The 21,566-nt window shown below is 52.4% G+C and carries 17 protein-coding genes; 12 read left to right on the forward strand and 5 right to left on the reverse strand.

Annotated features, from left to right (window positions below; all coding sequences use genetic code 11):
• The first annotated feature begins 47 nt into the window (after positions 1–47).
• From IMCC3135_RS03045 to IMCC3135_RS03075, 7 genes are all read left to right on the forward strand, one after another.
• Entirely contained in the window at positions 48–1,226 is a 1,179-nt protein-coding gene (locus tag IMCC3135_RS03045; protein WP_088916245.1) for a TerD family protein, read from the forward strand.
• A 16-nt stretch (positions 1,227–1,242) separates the two neighbouring features.
• Positions 1,243–1,884 carry a vWA domain-containing protein gene (locus IMCC3135_RS03050; RefSeq protein ID WP_088916246.1) on the forward strand — a complete coding sequence of 214 codons (642 nt, stop codon included), beginning with the start codon at positions 1,243–1,245 and terminating at the stop codon, positions 1,882–1,884.
• Between the two features lie 32 nt (positions 1,885–1,916).
• Complete coding sequence (locus IMCC3135_RS03055) at positions 1,917–2,552, forward strand: vWA domain-containing protein (RefSeq protein WP_088916247.1); 636 nt, start codon at positions 1,917–1,919, stop codon at positions 2,550–2,552.
• The gene (locus IMCC3135_RS03060) at positions 2,552–3,613 is read left to right on the forward strand and encodes a TerY-C metal binding domain-containing protein (protein ID WP_088921652.1); all 1,062 of its coding nucleotides are present in this window, start codon (positions 2,552–2,554) and stop codon (positions 3,611–3,613) included. Before IMCC3135_RS03055 ends, IMCC3135_RS03060 begins: the two co-directional genes overlap by 1 nt.
• A complete protein-coding gene (locus IMCC3135_RS03065; RefSeq protein WP_157735732.1) occupies positions 3,579–4,934 on the forward strand; it encodes a PP2C family serine/threonine-protein phosphatase in 1,356 nt (451 codons plus the stop codon). The genes IMCC3135_RS03060 and IMCC3135_RS03065 overlap by 35 nt, the downstream gene beginning before the upstream one ends.
• Positions 4,921–6,411, forward strand: coding sequence for a helix-hairpin-helix domain-containing protein (locus IMCC3135_RS03070; protein WP_088916249.1), 1,491 nt, complete (start codon positions 4,921–4,923; stop codon positions 6,409–6,411). Before IMCC3135_RS03065 ends, IMCC3135_RS03070 begins: the two co-directional genes overlap by 14 nt.
• A 181-nt stretch (positions 6,412–6,592) precedes the next feature.
• A complete protein-coding gene (locus IMCC3135_RS03075) occupies positions 6,593–8,539 on the forward strand; it encodes a YecA/YgfB family protein (protein ID WP_088916250.1) in 1,947 nt (648 codons plus the stop codon).
• Between the two features lie 9 nt (positions 8,540–8,548).
• Here the strand turns inward: IMCC3135_RS03075 and IMCC3135_RS03080 are convergent, their stop codons facing one another.
• The 5 genes from IMCC3135_RS03080 to IMCC3135_RS03095 all read right to left on the reverse strand — a co-directional run bounded on the left by IMCC3135_RS03080 (position 8,549) and on the right by IMCC3135_RS03095 (position 15,468).
• Positions 8,549–10,231: a hybrid sensor histidine kinase/response regulator gene (locus IMCC3135_RS03080; protein ID WP_088916251.1), complete on the reverse strand. Its 1,683-nt coding sequence runs from the start codon at positions 10,229–10,231 to the stop codon at positions 8,549–8,551.
• Between the two features lie 271 nt (positions 10,232–10,502).
• Positions 10,503–10,622, reverse strand: coding sequence for a DUF6772 family protein (locus IMCC3135_RS35390; protein ID WP_418251416.1), 120 nt, complete (start codon positions 10,620–10,622; stop codon positions 10,503–10,505).
• 261 nt (positions 10,623–10,883) lie between these two features.
• On the reverse strand, positions 10,884–11,918 hold the full coding sequence (locus IMCC3135_RS03085; protein ID WP_088916252.1) for a LacI family DNA-binding transcriptional regulator: 1,035 nt from the start codon (positions 11,916–11,918) through the stop codon (positions 10,884–10,886).
• Positions 11,919–11,930: 12 nt separating this feature from the next.
• Positions 11,931–12,848 (reverse strand): dihydrodipicolinate synthase family protein, encoded by a 918-nt coding sequence (locus IMCC3135_RS03090; RefSeq protein ID WP_157735733.1) that lies wholly within the window; start codon positions 12,846–12,848, stop codon positions 11,931–11,933.
• A 46-nt stretch (positions 12,849–12,894) separates the two neighbouring features.
• The gene (locus IMCC3135_RS03095; protein WP_088916254.1) at positions 12,895–15,468 is read right to left on the reverse strand and encodes an alpha-mannosidase; all 2,574 of its coding nucleotides are present in this window, start codon (positions 15,466–15,468) and stop codon (positions 12,895–12,897) included.
• 241 nt (positions 15,469–15,709) lie between these two features.
• On the opposite strand from IMCC3135_RS03095, the gene IMCC3135_RS03100 reads away from it, so the two are divergent.
• The 5 genes from IMCC3135_RS03100 to IMCC3135_RS03120 are packed head-to-tail and all read left to right on the forward strand — an operon-like array spanning position 15,710 to position 21,422.
• A complete protein-coding gene (locus IMCC3135_RS03100; RefSeq protein ID WP_088916255.1) occupies positions 15,710–17,062 on the forward strand; it encodes an extracellular solute-binding protein in 1,353 nt (450 codons plus the stop codon).
• A gap of 30 nt (positions 17,063–17,092) precedes the next feature.
• Positions 17,093–17,977 (forward strand): carbohydrate ABC transporter permease, encoded by an 885-nt coding sequence (locus tag IMCC3135_RS03105; RefSeq protein WP_157735734.1) that lies wholly within the window; start codon positions 17,093–17,095, stop codon positions 17,975–17,977.
• Positions 17,974–18,822 carry a carbohydrate ABC transporter permease gene (locus tag IMCC3135_RS03110; RefSeq protein WP_205737882.1) on the forward strand — a complete coding sequence of 283 codons (849 nt, stop codon included), beginning with the start codon at positions 17,974–17,976 and terminating at the stop codon, positions 18,820–18,822. Before IMCC3135_RS03105 ends, IMCC3135_RS03110 begins: the two co-directional genes overlap by 4 nt.
• 24 nt (positions 18,823–18,846) lie before the next feature.
• Entirely contained in the window at positions 18,847–20,280 is a 1,434-nt protein-coding gene (locus IMCC3135_RS03115; RefSeq protein ID WP_088916257.1) for a sulfatase-like hydrolase/transferase, read from the forward strand.
• A gap of 32 nt (positions 20,281–20,312) precedes the next feature.
• The gene (locus IMCC3135_RS03120; RefSeq protein WP_088916258.1) at positions 20,313–21,422 is read left to right on the forward strand and encodes an ABC transporter ATP-binding protein; all 1,110 of its coding nucleotides are present in this window, start codon (positions 20,313–20,315) and stop codon (positions 21,420–21,422) included.
• Positions 21,423–21,566: the final 144 nt, after the last annotated feature.

Genomic DNA, 21,566 nt, shown 5'->3' on the forward strand with positions numbered 1-21,566 from the left:
AGGATCTGTATAGGACAGGTCCTGTGCCAGCTTCTGGAAGATTCACCATGCCGACTCTTGCCATGGGCGCGAACGCGCCAATCTCATCGCGAAACTTCACGCTCGATGTGCATTTGCCGCAGGGGGCACAGATTGATGTGGCGGCTCTGCAGCTCTATGCCGGCGGCAAGGTACGGGGTGATGACGACATGTGCTTTTATAACCAGCCCTCGATTGGTGCTGGTGCACTGTCACTGCAAGTAAGCGGCGATAAGCAAAGCTTCACTTTCGATCTTGACAAGATCGGTGCTGATGTTGAAAAAATCGTGGTGAATGCGACTCTGGATAGCGGTGTGTTCAGTTCAGTCAGTAGTCTGAAAGTCTCGACAACCGAAGGTATCGAGATGCCCGTGGATACTTCTGGACGCACAGAAGCCGCGCTGATCCTTTGCGAGGTCTATAAACGCAACGATCAATGGAAAATTCGCAATGTGAGCCAGGGGTTCAATGGCGGCCTGCAAGCTCTGGCAGAACACTTCGGTGTTGAAGTGGCTGCTGCAGAAAGTCCAGCCCCCGCGCCAGCAGCTCCAACGCCAGCGCCAACACCTGCTGCAACACCTGCAGCGCCTGCCTCTTCCGTCAATCTTGACAAGGTCTCGCTGACTAAAAACGAAAGCAGCATCTCGCTCAAGAAGGATGACGGCAAGTTCGGTCGTATCCGTGTCAATCTCAACTGGAACCAGAAAACAAAATCCACCGGCCTGTTCGGGATGGGGAAACGTGGAATCGATCTTGATCTGGGCGCGTTTGTAGAATTCAAGAATGGCGAATTCGCTGTTATTCAGGCACTCGGAAAGGCCTTCGGCGATCTGGACAAACAACCCTTCGTCAAACTGATGGGAGACGACAGAACAGGTACTTCAACGGATGGCGAGTGGCTTGAGATAAATGGCGATGCCTGGCCCTCATTTCGTCGTGTTCTGATATTCGCATTTATCTATCAAGGTGCTGCTAACTGGCAGGAAACGGACGGTGTCATCCGAATGATGGTTCCAGGGCAGCCTGAAGTAGAAGTGCGCATGAATGAGTTGAATTCGAACAAGCGCGACATCATGTGCGCAGTGGCTCTGCTTGAAAATAACAATAACCAGATTCGCGTCAACCGAGAGGTCAGTTTCTTTGGCGGGCATGAACAGATGGATAAGGGCTATGGCTGGGGCATGAAGTGGCGCGCTGGTAGAAAATAACCGAGACAAAAAAGTTATGAGAAGGCTTCCCGTATATCTCCTGCTGGACACATCGACCTCGATGAGAGGTGAACCGATCAATGCCGTGCGTGACGGGCTTGATCTTCTGGTTAGCACATTGCGTCAGGATCCCTATGCCCTGGAGACGGCCTACCTTTCAGTCATTACTTTCGATACCTCTGCCAAACAGCTGGTTCCACTCACCGAACTGACTGATTTTCAGACACCGAGTATTGAGGCCAAGGGAGCAACATCGCTGGGCGAGGCGCTGTCTCTGGCTGCAGAGTGTATAGGCCGTGAGGTCCAGAAATCTGATGCTGAAACCAAAGGGGACTGGAAACCGCTTGTTTTTCTAATGACAGATGGTGCGCCGACAGACAGCTGGCAGAGGGGGCTCAAAGACTTTCGTGCCGCAAAGCCTGGCATGGTGATCTGCTGTGCCGCAGGACCGGGTGCCGATACAAAGGTGCTTGAAGAGATTTCCGAAATTGTGGTGACGCTCGATACCGCTGATGGGGCAACCATCGCCTCATTCTTCAAATGGGTATCCGCATCAATCACAACTTCCTCCCGAAAGGTCGATCTCAGCAAGAACGATGTCGGCGGTATAGAGGAGCTTCCGCCTACGCCCTCCGGTGTCAATCTTGCTAAGGGCTAAATTCTGATCCGGCATATCCATGAGCAAAACCTATGAGAAGACTTCCCGTTTATATGCTGCTGGATACATCCGGAAGCATGCAGGGCGAACCGATTGAGGCGGTAAATTCGGGTATGGAGACGCTGATTGGAGCGCTCCGTCAGGACCCCTATGCGCTCGAAACGGTGCATATGTCGGTGATGACCTTTGATGCCGACGCCAAGACCATCATTCCGTTGACACCACTTGAGGATGTGCTGTTACCGCAGATCACCACACCTCGCTCAGGCCCGACACATCTGGGACTGGCGCTGGAAACGCTGGGTGTTCAGGTAAGCAAGGATGTCATCAAGGGGAGCGATGCTGAAAAGGGCGACTGGGCTCCGTACCTTTTCATCATGACCGATGGCAAGCCCTCAGATACTCAGTTGTATGCCGAGCAATGTATCGCCATGCGCAAGCTTGGTTTTGCCAGCATCGTCGGTTGCGCGGCTGGTCCCAAGGCAAAAGAGGATGATCTGAAGCCATTGTGTGATCACATTGTGCGTCTGGACACCATGGACAGTAGTGCCTTTGCCAAGCTCTTCAAATGGGTATCTGAAATCATAGCCTCAGGTAACAAGAGCCTCGGTACCACTGAGACTAAAAGTCTGCCCCCGCCACCGCCTGAAATAAACGTGGTGTTCTGATGCGAAAGTTTCCCATCTATCTGCTTGTTGACGTGTCTGAGTCGATGGCGGGCGACGCCCTGACTCAGCTTGAAAATGGCATGCGTCAGATCACCGCAGACCTGATGCAAGACCCTCACGCTTTGGAGACTGCCTATCTTTCGGTGATCGCCTTCGCTGGCCGCGCAAGAACGCTGACGCCGCTAACGGAGCTGGTTGAGTTCGTGCCGCCGCACCTTCCCGTCGGTGGCGGTACCGGGCTTGGTTGTGCGCTTATGCATTTAATGGATGAAATCGATAACAATGTGACGCCCGGTTCGCCCGAGCGTAAAGGCGACTGGAAGCCTCTGGTGTTTCTGATCACCGATGGCGTGCCGACCGATGATGTTGAGCCAGCGATGCGGCGCTGGCAGGATAACTATGCGCATCGTGTTGCTATTGTTGCGGTGTCTATCGGTGGTGGTGGCGACCACAATATTCTGTCTCGACTCACGGACGACATTATTCCCTTCGACGACACGGTGGACGGTGCGTTCAAGAAATTCATAACCTGGATTACCAATTCGGTCAAAAGCTCAACGCGTAGTGTCACAACAGGTGGTGGTATTACGTTGAGCAAGCTGGGAGATGATGTGTCGGGGCGTAGTTTAAGCGGGATGCCATTCGAGGCGGTTGATGATCGGTATGCCGTTTTTGTTGGTCGTTGTACTGAAAACAAGGCGCCGTATGTTGTCAAATATGAGCGGCATATGAACCGGATGAATACTCAGGTTCCGCAACTCGAAGAGCTTTTCAAAACGAGAGATTACCTGCTAAAGGCTGCAGTGCCTGTACAGCAGGATTATTTCGAGCTGTGTGATGGTGAAAAAACAGATGCCAGTGTGAGCTCCACGCAACTGATAGGCCAGCCTGACTGCCCGCATTGTCACGCCCAGTTCGGTATGGCTGTCTGTGCCTGCGGCGGTATTCATTGCGTAAAGGGCGATGGTTTTTCTGTCTGCCCCTGGTGCACTGAGGTGGGTAACTACGGTTCTTCCGGTAAATCTGATGATGGCTTTGATATCGGACGAGGACGCGGGTGAGCAGATCCCCGGGGAGTTACCTGATGCACAGATTGCATTGCCATGTGAACTTGAAGCAGAGGAGGACGATGCGTTGATCATAGGACCAGGTGGTATTCCCAAGACCGGACTGGAGTCGTCGCAACCGGATCCGGACCGGGTCAATCTGAAAAATGGCAAGGCACACCAGTCGTATCAGACCTCTATTGAGGGCTATTCGAATATTGCCGTGAAGGACAATGGTGGCGCTGCGCTGGAAATTTCACCCGAGGGTGAAGTGTCAGGCGAGGCGATGGTCGCAGGTGAGTACACGCTGATCCTGGAAGCGCTTAAAGCGGGTCGGCCAGTTGCCATACGGGCACGCCTGTCAATTATCGCTGATCCTCGTGACTTGTGGAAAGCCATTGCCTCAGATCAGCAAGCACCCAATGCCAAGGTGGATGAAGCGTCTGATTACTGCCGAAGTGCTGAGGCTTTTATCGTGGCAGCCAGCAAGCGTGGCAGATCACATGCACAAGTGGGAAGTTATCGCGATGATGATTTTTCTATCCGGGCCGATACTGAGACAGGCTGGCATATTCTGATTGTTGCCGACGGTGCAGGATCGGCAGAGCTGAGTCGAGAAGGTAGCAGGATCGCTTGCGAGGTCGTACTTGCTGCTCTGCCGGTGCTGCTGGCGGAGAAGGTTGATCCTCGATTACAGAGTGTCGTCGAAGGCTATGCTGATGACCCGGAGTCTTGGGCGTTGATGGTGAGAGAGGAGTTGCTCAAACCAGTTCTGCCAGAAGCCGCCCTTGAAGCCGCTCGGGCGATTGAACTGGAGGCTGCTGAAACAGACCGCGAGCCGCAGGAATTTTCCACAACCCTCGTTATAGCCATTTCCAAAAAGGTGTCGGACAGGTGGTTTACCGCAAGTTTTTCGGTCGGGGATGGTGGGGTTGCCATATTTGATGTCGATAAAAATGAGGTTGCCGTGATCTGTCGACCCGATAGCGGTGAATACGCGGGCCAGACTCGCTTTCTTGCCTGTTCGGAATTTGATGACGCAAACGATCTCATGGGTCGTATCTTTGTTGATCTCAGAGAGAATTTTACGGTGCTGGCGGCAATGACCGACGGTGTCACTGATGCGAAATTTCCGACTGATGCGGCTTTGGAAAACTCGCAGATCTGGTCTGAGTTCTGGGCTGAGGACATCAGTAAGGAAGTTGATTTGCAATCGAATAATCCAGCTATCCAGGAGCAGATGCTGAGCTGGCTTGATTTCTGGTCACGCGGCAATCACGACGACAGAACCATTGCCTTGATGCTGCCGGAGCAAGCAGTTAATGAATGTGATTAGTCTGACATCCGAGAATGGGCAGCCTGTGTCTTTTGTCGATGAGATAATTGCTTCAGGCGCTATGAAAGACATCTATGTCAGTCCTGATAAAACCTATGTTGTGGGTTTTTTCAGGGATACACCGGACGCCGCTTTGAAAGAGCGCTTACGTGAGATTACTACACGCTATCGGAAAAACCTGTTCGAAAAGGAGGGCGGGGACTTCTGGAAAGACTACTTCTGCTGGCCTGTGGATACCGTTGAATACAACGGTCGCATGGGCGTCGTTGTCCCTTTTTATGCGTCGGATTTTTTCTTCGAATTTGGCTCGAAGAATGACGATATGCTGAACATTCGCGGCAAGGATAAAGAGGGGAAGTGGTTTGCTTCTGCCTCTAACAGAGAGAAGTTTCTTGATCCTCGCGAGAAGGGTAACTGGTTGACGCATCTGCAAATCTGCCTGTCTATCTCGCGAGCGGTACGGCGATTACATATGGCTGGTCTGGCACATTCTGACCTGAGCTACAAGAATGTCTTGATTGATCCGACAAGAGGCAAGGCATGCCTGATTGATATTGATGGTCTGGTCGTGCCCGGCAAGTTCCCACCTGATGTGGTGGGTACACCTGATTTCATCGCACCGGAAGTGATTTCTACTCAAGGTCTGGCCAAGAATGATGAGGCTCGATTTCTGCCATCCAGAACAACCGACAGACATGCGTTGGCTGTTCTGATCTATATGTACTTGTTCTTTCGGCATCCGCTTCGCGGGCGCAAGGTTTTTGATCCAGACCCTACGCGTGATGAGGAATTGGGTATGGGCAAGGATGCGCTCTTTGTCGAACATCCCACTGATGCCAGCAATCGTGTGCGTCCGAGTGATCTGCGGCCTCAGGCCATGCCCTGGGGGGATCCAGCAGAGCGCCCCTATACGATGGCTGGGCCACTGTTGCAGGAACTCTTTGAGCGTGCCTTCATTGTCGGCTTGCATGATCCGGATAAACGTCCTTCTGCCGCTGATTGGGAGAATGCACTGATACGTACCATGGATATGATCCAGCCCTGTTCGGCGTCTTGTGAGATGGGCTGGTTTGTTTTCGACAATACTCGTGCGCCGGTTTGTCCGCACTGTGGTACGCCTTATCGCGGAAAACTGCCCGTGCTCAATCTCTACTCCAGTCGAACCAAAGGCAGTTTTCATCCCGACAACCATCGCGTCATGGTCTGGGACGGGCAATCGCTTTTCCCTTGGCATGTGAACCGCACGGTGTTTCCCAATGAACACCTTGACCCTGCTTTGAAAAAGCGCATGGGTTATTTCCAGATGCATGGTGGCGACTGGTTTCTGGTGAATGAGGGTATGCCCGGCATGAGGGATATGTCTGCAGGCAAAGAGATTGCTATTGGCAGCAACGTAAAGCTTGAAGAGGGGACGCAAGTATTGCTGTCGCCTGATGAGGGTGGACGACTGATCCAGGTACAAATGGCCGGTGTCTGAATCACTTCGGTGCCACATCGAAGTCCCTGAAAGTGCATGGAGTCTCCGGCACAAGGTGTTTCAGTCATTTTACTGACGTCGGGGCTAACATAGCGCTCTTTGTCTGTCACCTTTGTGTGAGTACAACAGCATCATCTTCTGTCAGGATGTCAGTTACCTGGACAATATTGTTTGAGCAGCTATGCGTGAGCGCAACTCCGACGCGCCAAATGAACTGGAACATGTCCTTCAGGCAGCTGGCCTGCTGGTCTGCGGTGATGCCAAACCAGCTGAGTTCCTTGAATGGTTCCGGACAAGTGTGCCGGCCATGGCCCCGCGCTTTGCCAAATCTCTGTCTGATGCTGATGGTGGCTCTGGAGTCTTGATCTATGGCATGGGACGGGCTTTGTGGAGCGCAATGCCACAGCCGTCAAATCGCTATCGACCGCAGCCATTGCCCAAGCCGGATCGCAATGGCCGCTGCCCCTGTAGTTCGGGACGCAAGTTCAAGCAATGTTGCGCGCTGGCTGAACCTCCTCGAGAGATGTTTGAGTCCATGAATTTGTTGCGCTATGTGCTCGATGGCGAAAGCAAAGCGGCTTTGAGGCGAATCGATGCTAGTGTGATGGATCCGGCTGCGCTGGATGATGTCGCACAGCAGTGGACTCACGAAGGTAATTTTGAACGCGCCCTGGCACTGCTGGAGTCCGTGTTCGATGAAGGGGCAAAGCTTCCAAAGCATGCTGAGATGCTGCTGGACACTTTGTTTGATATCTGGCCTCCGAATCACAAGCCTCAGCGTCGCCGTCGCCTGGCTGAGCGGCTTGCCAATGGAGCGAGTCCGGCAGTTGCCTGCGTCGCTGTGCATCGCTGCATCTTGATGCTGGCGGACGAGAGCAAGATGGAGGAGGCCTGGGTTCGGTTTCACGCGGGCATGCGCCAGTATCCTAAGGAGGTGAACTTTGCCGGGTTGGAGATTACCTTGCTGCTCAGGGAAAATCGTCTGGACGAAGCAAAGCGTCGGGCAGAGTTCTGGGAGCACTGGTTGAGGCGTCAGGGTTCCCAGTATCACCCCTATGCCGAACGCCTCGTGTCCATGGCTGAATCTGGTGGTGGTCAAGGAGTACTTGAGCGATTGCGCGATGAGTGGCCCATGATCGACAAACTGGCAGAATTGATCGAGTCACAGCCTATAAGCGTTGATGGCTACGCACCTCGGCCTACTGATGCCGAAGCTCCTATTGTGCTGATGCCCGATTCCAGTATGGTTGCCATTGAACGACGGTGGTCAGAAGCCGGGGTTGGTGGCAAGCCGGCGCTGGTCATGTTCGATTCAGGTGATGAGCCAATGGATCTGGAGCAGATCATTGCCATGCTTGAACAGGATCCAGCTCTGCTGCATAGCTTTGATGTGCTAGATGATATAAGCCAGTCGCTGCAGACCTTAGCATCCGATTGGGCCGAGCTTGGTGCTGTAATGGAGCTCGTTCTGCAACGTGCAGAAACGATGCTGTTTGCTATCGTGACCGGCAAGATGAGTGCTGAATGGGTCAAGGCTGCCAGTTGGTGTGACGCCATACCCAATATCATTCATGAGATGCCGTGGGGTTTTCTGGAAAACCGACCGGCATTGCGCCTGATGGCTCGATATATCAATTATCTGAATTTCAACACCGTAGGTAGCTTCGAACGCTGGTTGCCTCGCGCTCGAGTCTTGCTGAAAATCAACCCGAACGATAACCATGGGTACCGTGAAATGGTCTCTATAGAGTTGTTGCGTCAGCGACGTCCAAGAGATGCTATGGCATTACTGGATCAGTACCCCGACGATGCAATGGGAGCGATAGTCATGAATCGGGTGTTGGCCTTGTTCTTACTGGAGCGAAAGACAGAGGCAGCAAGTACATTATGCAAAGGTGGCACTTGGCTGCGTGAGATACGCAAGGGGATAAAACAGGATAGCTACGCCAAGCCACGTGATATCAGCGAGTCCGGTATCACTATGGGTGGCCGTGATGAAGCGTGGTTCTACCGACAGGATATGCGCACTACCTGGAAGGAGGTTGGGGCCATGGAATGGTTGAAGCAACAGCCAGCGCCTGGAAAATTGCATCGAGGTGCGAACTCGTCAGTCGACGAGGGTGCGTGAACGTAGTCCTCAATCAGGCTCTTGTTGTTCTGCATACTCTTGTAGTATCGCATAGAGATTGTCCATATTCATGGGCTTGACCAAGTGGTGGTCAAACCCGGCATTGGTGCTACGAAGCCGGTCTTGTGCCTGCCCGTATCCGGTGCTTGCGATCAATAGCAAGGCTTTGTCAGGATAACCCTGGCGCAGCCTGCCAGCTATTTCATGACCACTGATGTCAGGTAAACCTATATCCAGCAGCAACACATCGGGAAACTGCTGTGCGACTGCATCAAGGGCCTGCTGTCCGGTTTCTGCCAGACGGACTCGATGACCTCGACGCTCCAGCAAACGAGCTAATGCGCGGATACTATCCAGGTTATCGTCAGTGAGGACTATATCCAGGGCTGATGAGATTGTCTTGGCCGCTTGTCTGTCGGTACTGCCTGTATTAATCGAGGCACAGCTCGCCGTGGGTAGATTGAGAGTGAAAGTGCTGCCCTTGCCGATGCCGTCACTGTGTACCTGAATTGAACCACCATGCAGCTGGGCCAGTTGACGAACCAGTGCAAGACCAAGTCCGAGTCCGTTTGCACCGGATGCACGGACATTTTTGACTTGTATGAAGGGGTCAAAAATACGGTTTGTATCAGCGGCCTCAATACCTTGCCCGGTGTCGCGCACTTTAATGGATACCGTATTGTCTGTTACAGCTGTACTGAGATGGATTTCACCCCCTTCGGGGGTGTAACGAATGGCATTGCTCAACAGGTTGACAACCATCTGTGTGAGGCGTGTGGTGTCAGCGTTGATGTGCACATCGTCAATGGGTGGCTCTAACGTCAGTGTCTGGGATTTGTTACGTGAGTCAGCCAGAACGGTTGCCAGTGAGTGCTCCAGAATGGGGCGCAAGGTTATCGTCTGCATGCTCAAAGAGACCTTGCCTCGGCTGATTCGAGACACATCCAGCAGATCGTCCAGTAGTCGAGTCAGTTGTGTGCATTGGCGTTTGAGCATCTGCACTGTGTCTGATTCGTCGGCAAACTGTTCATCCGCATCAATAACGCTCAAACCGTTATGTAATGCACTCAAGGGGTTGCGCAACTCGTGAGACAACATAGCCAGGTAGACATCCTTGCTCTCGTCAGCCTCTCGGAGCTGTTCGTTCATTTGTAGCAATTTGTCATGTTGCTGCTGAACTTGCTGTTTGAGCTGGCGTTCAGTCTTCAGTGTGGCCCGCAGGGAAATTCTGGCCATGACCTGATTGGCCAGAACTTTCAAGGCCTTTACCTGTTGAGGGTCGAGTATGCGGGGAACAGTGTCCAGAACACACAGCGTACCAATGGGCAGTTGTTCGTTGGAAACCAGAGGAATGCCAGCATAGAAACGCATGTGTACATCGTTATGCACCAGCGGATTCTGGCTGGTTCTGTCATCTTGAGTCGTATCAGGGATGACCAGCGGATCATCCGACAGAATCGCATGTGCGCAAACCGATTCCTGTAGTCCGGTCTGGGACGCCTTCAGTCCTACTCGCGCCTTGAACCACTGACGATCAGTATCGACCAGGCTGATGAGTGAAATAGGCGTTCCGCAGATCTGAGCAGCCAGTTCAACCAGTTCATCAAATTCGTCCTCCGGGTCTGAATCCAGAATGTCCAACGAATGCAACTCGTTGATTCTGCGTGCTTCCAATACGTGTTTTTCTGCCATCGTACCCGTTGAAGTCAGTTGCCGCGCTTCAGACAATTGGCGTGCCCGAGCATGAGTTTTAGCCGTTTGAAGGCTGAGTTCAAGAGTAGCAGCAATGGGTGCTGCTTGTTTGAGGATCGTGCGGTGTGTTTAATTCCGGGGAATGGCCAGAATTCCCGTGGTACCCAATTTGGTGTGTAACAGATACTCGGACTGCGTAATATTCTCGTCCATGACGGGCTGAGAATACGGGCGCTCTGGTTGGGGGGCAGGTTATAAAGAATGATACTTATCAGACTTTGAGGTGATGGGTGTCAGAACAAGAGACGTCGAAATGTCGATCGTTGCACTGGAAGGCCAGTGCCTGCATCGTCTCCAGATCGAAGACGAAGCGCAGGTAGCTCCAGCACACCCTAGTGGCGATCTCGTTGCAGCGCAGGCGTTGATCGCCTCACAGGTGAATTGTTGATCAGTGAGTATGCTGTGGCCGCCTCATTGCTGCATATACAATTGGCAGAGCGGGTGAATCTGTTTGTTGCTGAAAGAGGGTGAGGAGGAGCTTGAAAGTGCTCAGTCGCTAGACCTGGACTTTGAATTGAAGAATCTGTATTCTTTTTGTGCTGATGGGAGGGTGTTGGCTGGGCAAAGACAAGTATGAAATGTGCGTCTTATTTCAACGTACTGCTTTGACGGACTCTCGTTCTAAAAGGGTTGGCTGAATCAACACACGTGTCGCCGAGCCACGGTTTTCAGGGTGCTTCACTGCATTGATCAGGGCGTTGGCAGCTTCCCTGCCTAATTCATCAACGTTCTGACTTACCACTGTTAACGATGGACGCACAAGAGTCGTCCAATGCACGTCGTCATAACCGATCACCGAGATATCGTCCGGTATTGCAATGTCCAGATCCTGGCAACACCGATAAAGAATTTCAGAAACAACACTATTGGCAGCAATAATGGCGGTGACGCCTTGGCGTAGAGCGCTATTGAAAAACGTTTTGATAGAACTCTGCATGGCTTCCCGCGTTTCACCCAGCTGGAGAATCAACTCCTCGGGCGCTGTGAGGCCATCCTCTCTGAATGCGGATCGATATCCTTCCAATCTTGCACTGCCGCTGGTCCAACGCACGTGATCGATCATTATTGAAATGCGACGGTGACCCAAGTCCAGCAGGTGTCGTGTCGCAAGGTTGCCTCCGTCGAAGTTGTCGCTAGCGACTAATGACTGAGTGCGGATCACCGAGCGATCCAGTTGAATCACAGCTAACCCATGGTCGGTCAGTCGCGTGATGGCACTAGCGGAAACTGGTGTAATGGCAACTCCGGATACGTTCATTGCTATCAAGGATTCGGCAGCGAGCACCTCTTCCTCGGGGTCAGCCCGGTCCAGTATGAGGACAACATCATACCCGTGCGATCTTGCGATCCCTTCAAACCCTGCAGCGAGGTGTGCATAGAAGGGATCCCACAGATTGCTGACGACCAGTCCGATCTGATTGCTGGAGCGACGTCGCAAGTTGCGTGCGTTGACATCGGGGACATAGCCAAGCTCACGAGCGGTGTCGACGATGCGTTGACGTGCCTTGCCGGAGACATAGCCCTGCCCGCTCAATGCGCGAGAGACTGTCGACGTTGAGAGCTTCAGCTGAATTGCTATGTCTGTGATGGTCACCCGTTTGTCTGGCTCAGGTGTTTTCTCGACCATATCAGTATCTTCTCAGTTCGAACCGTCTAGGCGGTCATATCTGACCAGTAGTTGGTGTAAGGCGGCCAGGCCACTGCACTGATTGTAATCTGTGCCTCGTTTCAGCCTTCGCGAGAAAGAGGAAAGATTCACCCCATAAGCTTCTTGCAACAGGCACTTTGCCGAAGCCGGGTAGTCCTTTTCCAGTGCGGTGTCGCCAATAGTCAAGAGCAGTGAAAGCTCTTCCCCCGCATCGCCGCCTTCAGTCGCCACAGGTCCAAGGAGCTGCGGGACGATATTGGCCATCAAGCCACAAAACCCGTGTGCACCAAGTTGCATGGATACTCTGAACGAGGACATTTCGGCGTTGAAAAGTTGCAGGGGGCTGTCTGTTATGGCTTTAAGGCGTGCTTCGATAATCGCCGTGCTCTGTGAGGTGTCCTTCAAAAAAGTGAAGCGTCCACTGTCTGCTGCAAATGTAATGGCATCAAGGGACAATAGTCGCTTATACGGTAGTGGAGCTTCATACAGCCCGAGATCCCCATAGCTTGAATCGACAATGGTTCGGAGTTTGTCCAGTAGCGATACGTCGGATGCCTCCTCGGGAACAAGCGTCGATGCCAGAATGACCGCGGTGTTGGCGCCGGCATCTTGCACTTCCGCAATGCATTTCAACCAATCCTCAATGACCGTTGATTCAGGGTATATGGCTGCTGCGATTGATACCCTTCCATCTACTTGGCTGACTACGCGCGAGAGAACCTGCGCACGTTCCTCTGCTGACAGTGTGAATGGTTCTGCAGACAGTCCGGTTACTAGCAGGCCGGCGACCGATTGGTTTATGTAAAAGTCGACCAATCTGTCGAGTGCTTCAAAGTCGATATCACCCACTGTGTTGAAAGGGGTGAGTAATGGTGGCCAGATTTGCGGCTCATGCTTGGTTAAATTCATTGTTTTTGACCTGTGAAACAGACGTTGTGTCGTTTGGGTGGCGACATCATGAGTCGCGTGGTACTGCCCTTGGCAGTGGGTGATCCGGACGGAATTCCAGCAGATCGACTTCAAATGGCGCCACGTCATCCTGCGGTGGTATGACCCAGGATTTGATCTGCAAGGCTTCGAGCTCGACCGACAAGGGTCTGTTGTTGAGGAAGCCCAGCACCAACTCTTTTCGGCAGGTTATATTGCTGTGGTTCACTAGTCTGATCAGGGTATGGGAAGGGTCCTCTTCCCAGGGTTTGATCGCAGAGACCATCACGCCTGCAGCCTCATCGAGTCCATCTATCAGGCCTCGGGAGGTGTTTATCTCGCCTTCATGAAACGATTCCATCATGATGCGTAGCGGTGTGCATAGCTCTGCAGTCAACTGTTCGACGACGTTCAGGTCACCACCGTCTAACTGAGGCACGATTCGGCAGGTGAAGCGCTGAATGCCCTGATCCTGGTGAGAGTAGAGACGGTCCGGTGCCAGGGTTTCCGGGTCGTGCCACGCATAGACTGGGCTTCGCGCTATGGTGATACCCATGTCACCACCACAACAATCGTAGGCATACTTAGCATCATTGATGACGGTCAGCCTCGACTGTTCAGGGGCATGTTTATCACACACGCTGATCCAGCGTTGTCCCGGATTTTCGTTACCATCGGCAGGGCGCATAATGCTCCCTGTCTGTATCTGATAAAGCATTTGATCAGTCTTTATGGCTGATGGAAACCTGAGCTTCAGCAGTTTTCTTTGTTCGCGCCAATCAAGCGATACTTCCAGATCGATAACGTCGCTGTCTGCCGTGATCGAATAAACCTCGCTAAGCCTTGATGTACCCCAACTCGAATCGACGCGGATCGCGGCACGAATCGGTCCGCATTCAACGATGGTCAATGAGTCGACAACGAACGAAGATCCTGGCTGTGCGTATGACTCGACTCTGTGACCCCATGTATCAGATTGATCATCTGTCACGACGGTATGTGCGCAACCCGATGCTGGAGCGAAATTCACCTGACGATCCTTGAGTACCAGTTCGGAAACCCAGCCTGTGTTGGGATCGATCGTGACACGAAGGCAACTGTTTTCAAGTGTAGTACCGCAAGCTGTTACAGCCGCGGCAGCAAGGGTGGGAGGCGATTGTTTATCAACTTCCAGTCGGTATAGTTGATGACCCAATGCGGGTACTTGTGCTTCGAACAGGATTCGCCGGCGATACAGGTTGCGGAAAGAATCGTTCTCGCGCATTGTGGCCATGGGCTGTATCTGTTGCCAGCTAAGTTGCTTGCCTGCCTCGTCAGCCAGCGACCAGCTGCCGGTAGTGAAGGCGAGTTCGATCTCAACCATTGTTTTGATGGCAAACGGGTGTGGATTGAATACAAGCAGGGGTTGCGTTGCTTCATCCAAGGGTATGTGAATACTGCGAGCAATGGATTGCAACGCAAGGTTGGTGGCTTTATCGGCAGTAGCTATTACACCGCCGAGTTGATGTCGGGCGTCATCGTAGGCGGTTTCGATCGCACTGCCCGGCAGAATATCGTGGAACTGATTGAACAGCAGTGTCTTCCAGGCCGAGTCGAATTCATCGGTAGGGTAAGCTATGCCATGCAGTCGGTGCACGATCGTGGCAAAGCGCTCGGCCTCGAGCAGTCGTAACTCACCCCGCAGATTTATTCGTTTGATCTCGGAATGTGCCGAATAGCAACCCGCTGCGTGGCGCTGCAGTTCACCGTGCCAACGTGGCGGGACTAGCCCGCTACTGCGAACTTCTTCGAAAAATCGTTCTGGACCTGCGGGGATAAGCTCGCCGAAGCGGCCACTCTCATTGAGTGAATGAAGGCTTTGCAGGTTACGCCGCGTCGGGCCACCGCCATGATTGCCAACACCGAAAAATACCATTGCATCACCCAAGGTCGTGGGTGCAACTGTCTCTACCGCGCTCTGCATGTGAGATGCGATGTCTTCACCTCCGCAGCAGTATTCGTGTGGTATTCGATATGCCTGCACTGAGGTGCCGTCAATTCCGAGCCAGTCAAACCACGTGTAGGGCATGTCAGTCTCTGTCGGGCCGGGGCGTAAGAAACAATAACTATCGATACGTTGTTGGCGAAGAACCTGTGGCAAGGCTGCCGAGTGACCAAAAGGATCGGCATTCAATCCGAGTGAAGCAATGTGCCCGAAATGGCGCAACATGAAACGTTGTCCCAGCAAGCCCTGTCGGACAAAGGATTCGAGTGCCGGTAAGTTGCAATCCGGCTCGATCCACCAGCCTCCGACCAATGAAATGCGTCCTTGTTCGACGTATCGCTGTACTTGCTCGAACAGCTGAGGTTCACTCTCACGGACCCAATCAAGGACTGCCATCTGTTCAAGAGTGAACACATAGTTTTTATCTTCGGCCAGCAGTTTGATGGCTGCATGAACGGTAGCGCGAGCTTCCTGATAACCCTCAGTCCAGCGCCATAGCCATACGGGGTCCAGATGAGCGTGACCAACCATGAATATTCTATCGAAACGTGGGGCCGGCTTTGCGTTTGCAAGATCGTGCGGGGTCTCATGTGACATGTCTGCAGTTTGTCTGTTCATGGTGTTTTCTCAGTGCGAAGCCGCTAGGCGATCGATCAACAGACGCTGGTCATAGCAGGCTTTTTATGTGGGCACGATTGCATATTGTTTCCATTTTTCATCTCTTTCGTCAAGTGAATTAGTTCGGCGAAATTCGTTTTGCACTGCATTTAAGCATAGGTCATGCGAAAATTCGGGTTTGACACTGCAAAAATGTCTGGTATCGTTCCCACACTGCTTGTCGTAGCCACTGGAGTTTCCTATGCATATTCCCGTCAATTCAGCATTTACCGTCATTACGACGGCAGTGCTTGTGTCAACCATGAGCGCACCGGTTCTCGCCGCTGATCCATTGCGTGTCGTTTATCGTGCATCAAGCTATGTCACTGCGGTGATGGAAGCCGCTGAAACACAGTTCGAAGGCAAGCATCCCGGTGTGGATGTTGTTCTTGAACCAATAACCGCCTCTTCGCGTGACTATGCGACCAAAGTCGCATTGATGAATCAGTCCGCATCCACGGCTGCAGATATCATCTATGAGGATGGCTTCAGTGTTACTGCAGATGCAGCCGCGGGTTATCTGGAAAACATTACAAGCAGGGTCGATAACTGGGAGGATTGGAGCAAGTTCAATTCAGCGGCCAAACAGAACGGCATGTCTTTTATCGATGGCGAAGTCTATTCACTGCCAATGGGTACGGATACGCAAGGCATCTGGTACAACAAGAAGGTGTTTGCCGAAGCAGGTCTGCCTACTGACTGGCAACCGTCTAGCTGGGCCGATATTTCCGCGGTGGCCGCGACCATAAAATCAAAGTTGCCTGATGTAACGCCACTGAATATCTACGTCACCAAGGCGAGTGGTGAGGCCAGTACGATGCGCGGCTTGTTGAATCTCATCTCGGGTACGCCGGGATCACTTGCCGCGACTTTCATGGATCCTGCAGACAACAAATGGGTTATCGGTTCACAAGGATTCAGAGATGCGCTGACGTTCCTGAAGAGCGTGTATGACGAGGGGTACCTGGTGTCCAATGCCAGCCTTCAAGATCCGAACCTTGCTAATCTGATAGCGGAGCAGATGCTGCCAGAAGGCAAGGTGGCCATGTCCATTGATGGTAGCTGGATATGGAGCCGTTGGACAGAATCCGGCAATGCCACCTGGGAAGGTTGGAACGATGAAGTCGGAATTGCGATGATCCCTACTCAGAATGGTGAGACGCCTGGTTATACCAGCATGTCTGGTGGTTGGACGTTAGCGATGAGCTCCCACACGCCCGACAAGGATCTGGCTTTCGACTTCCTCACCACCGCGGTCAGCAAGGAGAACAGCCTTTCCTATGCCATGCTTGCGGGTGCCATCGCCGTGCGTGACGACTTGATGACCAACAGCGATTACCTTGAACAGAACCCGACTGCCGAATTCTTTTCGGGCCTGGTGCAGTACACGAACTTTCGGCCAGCGCTGGAGCTCTACCCACAGGTATCGTCATTGGTTCAGCAGACAATGGAAGCCGTCACGGTCGGGGGCGAGAGCGTCGACGACGCACTGTCTCGCTATGACAGTCAGCTTACTCGAATGGCAGGCAAGCAGTACGTCAAAGGAGCCGAGTAAATGACTGCCGGAGCCTCGGGGAATAGACTGGTGAAATCGCGAATGGTAGCGACCATCGCTCGGATCTTGCCTCTGGCTCCGGCCACGTTGATGATCGTAGGGTTCTTTCTGATTCCGATTCTCTGGGCAGTCTTCGCCTCGTTGACCAATCAAGGGTTAACCGGGGCGGCTGCAAGGAACCCTGTTTTTATCGGGCTCGAAAATTACTATTATCTTTTCACTGATTCCCGCACTTGGGATGCTCTGGCCCGTACTGCAGTATTCGTTGTGTTCTCGGTGCTCGGCCAGAATGTCATTGGATTCAGCATAGCCTACGCACGCCAGCGGGCTTCACAGATCGTGCAAAGTATTGTTACCACGGTGATGATCATTGCTTGGGTGGTGCCTGAAGTCGTAGCAGGCTATCTGTGGTATTCCTTTCTCAGTGCTGAGAGTGGTGCCTTGAATCAGTTCTTCAGTATGTTAGGAATGGAGCGTCAGGAATGGCTTGTTACCGATCCGCTGGCAGCTGTTATCTTCATCAACATCTGGCGAGGCTGCGCGTTCTCGTTGCTGATATACGGTGCTGCCCTGCAAGACGTGTCGAGCGAGGTGATTGAAGCTGCGGAGATTGATGGCGCGGGTTCGTTGCGCAAGATCTTTGGTGTCATTCTGCCTATCATCCGTCCGGTTATTCTGATCAATGTCGTGCTGACAACACTGGCAACATTGGGGGTTTTCGGTCTTATCTGGGTCGTAACCGCCGGCGGTCCGGGTACGCGTAGTGAAACCTTGCCAATTTATATGTATACCCAGGCGTATGACTTCGGCTTGATCGGATACGGTTCGGCTATCGCTGTGTTGTTGCTGAGTCTCGGCATGATCGCATCGTTGGTCTATGTCCGGCTTTTCAACATCGGAGACAAGCAGCCATGACTGATAGACAAGCACCCGGCATGTCCAAGTCGCGCGCCAGAATAACTGCCAATTTAGCATTGACGCTGGTGGCTCTTGCCTTTGTGGCACCTATGCTTTGGGTTGTGCTGGCAGCCTTCGACACCCGGGCGAGCTTGTCCTTGCAGTTGCCTGCGAATTGGAGTCTGGGGAATTTTGGCGCGATTCTTAACGAACGTACGACCATTCGTCCCTTCTTCAACAGTTTGCTCATTGCCACTGGTACATCCGCGCTGGTTGTGATAATTGCGCTGTTTGCGGGCTACCCATTGTCACGCTACAAATTGCGTTACGGCACGCATTACATCTACATAATTGTGTTTGCCAGCGCCTTGCCGGTCACCGCTATCATGGTGCCTGTCTATCTGATGTTCATCCATATCGGTATGGTCGATTCGCTGGCTGGCGTCATCCTGTTTCGTGCAGCCTCAGAGCTGCCCTTCGCCGTGTGGCTGATGAAAGGTTTCATGGATGCAATACCGACAGACCTGGAGGAGGCGGCCTGGGTGGAAGGAGCATCGCACTTTCAAAGCGCGACATATATACTGGTACCACTGCTCGCGCCCGGTATTACAACAATCTTTATCCTCAGTTTCATCGAGAATTGGGGTAATTTCATGGTGCCGTTCATGCTGCTGCAAAGTCGTGAGCTTTATCCAATGTCCGTATCTCTGTATTCGTTCTTCGGCGAATACGGTGATGCGATCTATGGGCAACTGGCAGCGTTCGCATTGCTATACACCTTGCCTACCATGCTGGTGTATTTCCTTATCCAAAAACCTTTGCAAAAGGGCGGGCTTCGGCTCGGTGGCGCGATGAAGACCTGAGATGATTGACAGGGGCTACCACGCATGAAAAAACAACCCAATATACTTTTTTTTCTGTCTGATCAGCATACGGTCTCAGCAATGAGTGATGTCGCCGATAACCCCGTGCGCACTCCAAATCTGGATTCGCTCTGTCGAGACGGGGTGCGATTCGATAATGCTTATTGCCAGAATCCGCTGTGCGTACCTAGCCGCTCATCGATGATTACCGGGCAATACTCGCGCAATAACGGAATATACGACAATCAACACATCCTTCCTTCTGATGGTGAGACGCTCGTCAGAAAGTTTTCACAGGCGGGGTATCGAACGGCACTGATCGGTAAATCTCATTTCAACGGTGAACAATTCCAAGGTTATCAGGAAAGACCTTACGGTGATTTTTTCGGTCAGGCCCATCAACCCGATCCGGTGCGTACACCCGAAAAAGGTGAGTCTGGCCTCGGTGACATCCTCGGTGATTCTGGTCCCTCCGGAATTCCTCTGAGCATGACACAGACAGAGATATGTGTCGCTGAAGCAAGCAAGTGGCTACAGAGCTGGGTATCACAGACATCCGATCGTCCTTTTTTCCTGAGTGTTCATTTTGACAAACCGCATTTTCCCATCAACCCACCACATCGGTATTTCGATGCATTGGAAGGTAGAGTCGAACTGCCTGATTATCCGTACGACTGGCTCGACAAGGCATCGCCATTCGTCAATGCAGCAGTGGCACACTGCAGTACGTCTCGACATCGATTGGACCGGGAGATCAATCTTCGAGCATTGACGGCTTATTATGGTTGCGTTGAATGGGTTGACGACGCCATAGGTCGAATATTGCACTCGCTGGATTATCTTGGTCTAACTGAAGATACCATCGTCGTCTACGCATCCGATCACGGTGAAATGGCGGCTCGTCGTGGGATGTGGCAAAAGACGGTATTTTTTGAAGACTCTGCCCGGGTGCCTCTGATTATTCGCGCTCCCAGTGGATGTGTCCCCGGTTTGCGCAGTAGACAGCTAGTGGGTCTGATTGATCTGTTTCCGACGCTATGCAAGAGTGCCGGTATCGCAGTACCTGACGGTATCGATGGAATTGATATTCGCCCTGCGCTGTTAGGTGCGTTGCTTCCGCGCAGAGACCTTTTTTGCGAAACGGCGATACTCAAACAACCGCAGCACGCTGGCTGCATGCTCCGGCATGACAAGTGGAAGTACTGTTTCTACCTTGATGGGCAGGAAGAGCTTTACGACCTGGATAACGATGCTGGTGAATGGACTAACCTGGCAGCGCTGAATGAATACGATGAGCTCTGCAGTGTTTTTCGCGAACGAGTAGTCGAGTTCTATCAGCCTGAACAGTTTGCCTCGCGCTATGCAGAGACACCCCGCATGCCGAGAGAAAAACATTTCTATCCTTTTTCCAATCAATTCATGGCAGGCAACGGTACGATTTACGATGCGCGACCGTGACTTTCAACGATCAGATAGCAGGCTGAAATAGCATGGCAGGGCTTTTACTCAAAGACGTCAAGAAGTCATACGCGGGTGTCGATGTCCTCAATGGCATTGATCTGGATGTGCAGGATGGGGAGTTTATTGTATTTGTCGGACCGTCAGGTTGTGGTAAATCCACGTTACTCCGAATGATTGCCGGTCTCGAGGAAATATCTGCAGGCGAGATATGGATTGATGACAAACTCTGTAATGACATACCCGCAAAATTGCGTGGCATTGCAATGGTGTTTCAGTCCTATGCGCTCTATCCGCACAAGACAGTCTTTCAGAACATGTCATTCGGGCTGCAGATCGCACGTACTCCCGCCGAACAGATCAAGACCAAGGTCAACGAGGCGGCGGAGATTCTCGAAATAACCCATCTGTTAGATCGGAAGCCTGGCCAATTATCCGGCGGGCAGCGGCAACGTGTCGCTATTGGTCGCGCTATTGTGAGAGACCCTAAGGTATTCCTTTTCGATGAGCCGTTGTCAAATCTTGATGCTGCCTTGCGTGTACACATGCGTATGGAGATCGCCAAATTGCATGCTGATCTGGACGCCACGATGGTGTACGTGACCCATGATCAAACTGAAGCGATGACACTGGCAGATCGCATCGTGGTGTTGGAGAGTGGTCTTGCTCGACAGATTGGTACGCCTCTGGAGCTTTATCATTTGCCTCGGGATATGTTTGTTGCTGGGTTTATAGGCTCGCCGAAGATGAATTTTCTGAAAGTTGTCGTCAAGGAAATTCTTGATGATCGAGTGATTGTTGCTGCGGAGGATATCGGTACCCTTTCAGTCCCCGTCAGGCCCGGGTCGACACTATCGATAGGCAACAAGGTTACGCTAGGTGTACGGCCGGAACACATTGGTCAGTGCACGAATGGCAGCGGCATAGATGCTGTCATTGAGGTGGCCGAGAATACGGGAGAGAACGCTTTGCTTAAATTGCGCACCTCCACAGACAGAACCTTGATGTGGAGCGTCAGTGGCGAGGAGCTGTGGAAGGTTGGTCAGCGTTGCTGTATTGAGCTCGGGCCTCGTAACCTGCAGTTGTTTGATGACGAGGGCATGGCACTTGTGCAGGTCAACAGGCCTAAAGTGCTTGAATGATATACATAAACAGAGTGCGGGTGCCAACTGGTAATGCGCTATGCCACGGCTTCTCGCACCGTAACACTGCTGCTGCCTTTCGATCGCCGGTAGTGAATCCCTTCATATGTTGATAAGGATAGTGTGCTAATGCTGGAGTTTATT

Source organism: Granulosicoccus antarcticus IMCC3135 (assembly GCF_002215215.1).
GTDB lineage: Bacteria > Pseudomonadota > Gammaproteobacteria > Granulosicoccales > Granulosicoccaceae > Granulosicoccus > Granulosicoccus antarcticus.

What these genes read in the sequence shown, in the direction of transcription:
- IMCC3135_RS03045 (WP_088916245.1), top strand. Translation starts at nt 48, where the DNA reads ATGCCGACTCTTGCCATGGGCGCGAACGCGCCAATCTCATCGCGAAAC.
- IMCC3135_RS03050 (WP_088916246.1), top strand. Translation starts at nt 1,243, where the DNA reads ATGAGAAGGCTTCCCGTATATCTCCTGCTGGACACATCGACCTCGATG.
- IMCC3135_RS03055 (WP_088916247.1), top strand. Translation starts at nt 1,917, where the DNA reads ATGAGAAGACTTCCCGTTTATATGCTGCTGGATACATCCGGAAGCATG.
- IMCC3135_RS03060 (WP_088921652.1), top strand. Translation starts at nt 2,552, where the DNA reads ATGCGAAAGTTTCCCATCTATCTGCTTGTTGACGTGTCTGAGTCGATG.
- IMCC3135_RS03065 (WP_157735732.1), top strand. Translation starts at nt 3,579, where the DNA reads ATGATGGCTTTGATATCGGACGAGGACGCGGGTGAGCAGATCCCCGGG.
- IMCC3135_RS03070 (WP_088916249.1), top strand. Translation starts at nt 4,921, where the DNA reads ATGAATGTGATTAGTCTGACATCCGAGAATGGGCAGCCTGTGTCTTTT.
- IMCC3135_RS03075 (WP_088916250.1), top strand. Translation starts at nt 6,593, where the DNA reads ATGCGTGAGCGCAACTCCGACGCGCCAAATGAACTGGAACATGTCCTT.
- IMCC3135_RS03080 (WP_088916251.1), bottom strand. Translation starts at nt 10,231, where the DNA reads ATGGCAGAAAAACACGTATTGGAAGCACGCAGAATCAACGAGTTGCAT.
- IMCC3135_RS03085 (WP_088916252.1), bottom strand. Translation starts at nt 11,918, where the DNA reads ATGGTCGAGAAAACACCTGAGCCAGACAAACGGGTGACCATCACAGAC.
- IMCC3135_RS03090 (WP_157735733.1), bottom strand. Translation starts at nt 12,848, where the DNA reads ATGAATTTAACCAAGCATGAGCCGCAAATCTGGCCACCATTACTCACC.
- IMCC3135_RS03095 (WP_088916254.1), bottom strand. Translation starts at nt 15,468, where the DNA reads ATGAACAGACAAACTGCAGACATGTCACATGAGACCCCGCACGATCTT.
- IMCC3135_RS03100 (WP_088916255.1), top strand. Translation starts at nt 15,710, where the DNA reads ATGCATATTCCCGTCAATTCAGCATTTACCGTCATTACGACGGCAGTG.
- IMCC3135_RS03110 (WP_205737882.1), top strand. Translation starts at nt 17,974, where the DNA reads ATGACTGATAGACAAGCACCCGGCATGTCCAAGTCGCGCGCCAGAATA.
- IMCC3135_RS03115 (WP_088916257.1), top strand. Translation starts at nt 18,847, where the DNA reads ATGAAAAAACAACCCAATATACTTTTTTTTCTGTCTGATCAGCATACG.
- IMCC3135_RS03120 (WP_088916258.1), top strand. Translation starts at nt 20,313, where the DNA reads ATGGCAGGGCTTTTACTCAAAGACGTCAAGAAGTCATACGCGGGTGTC.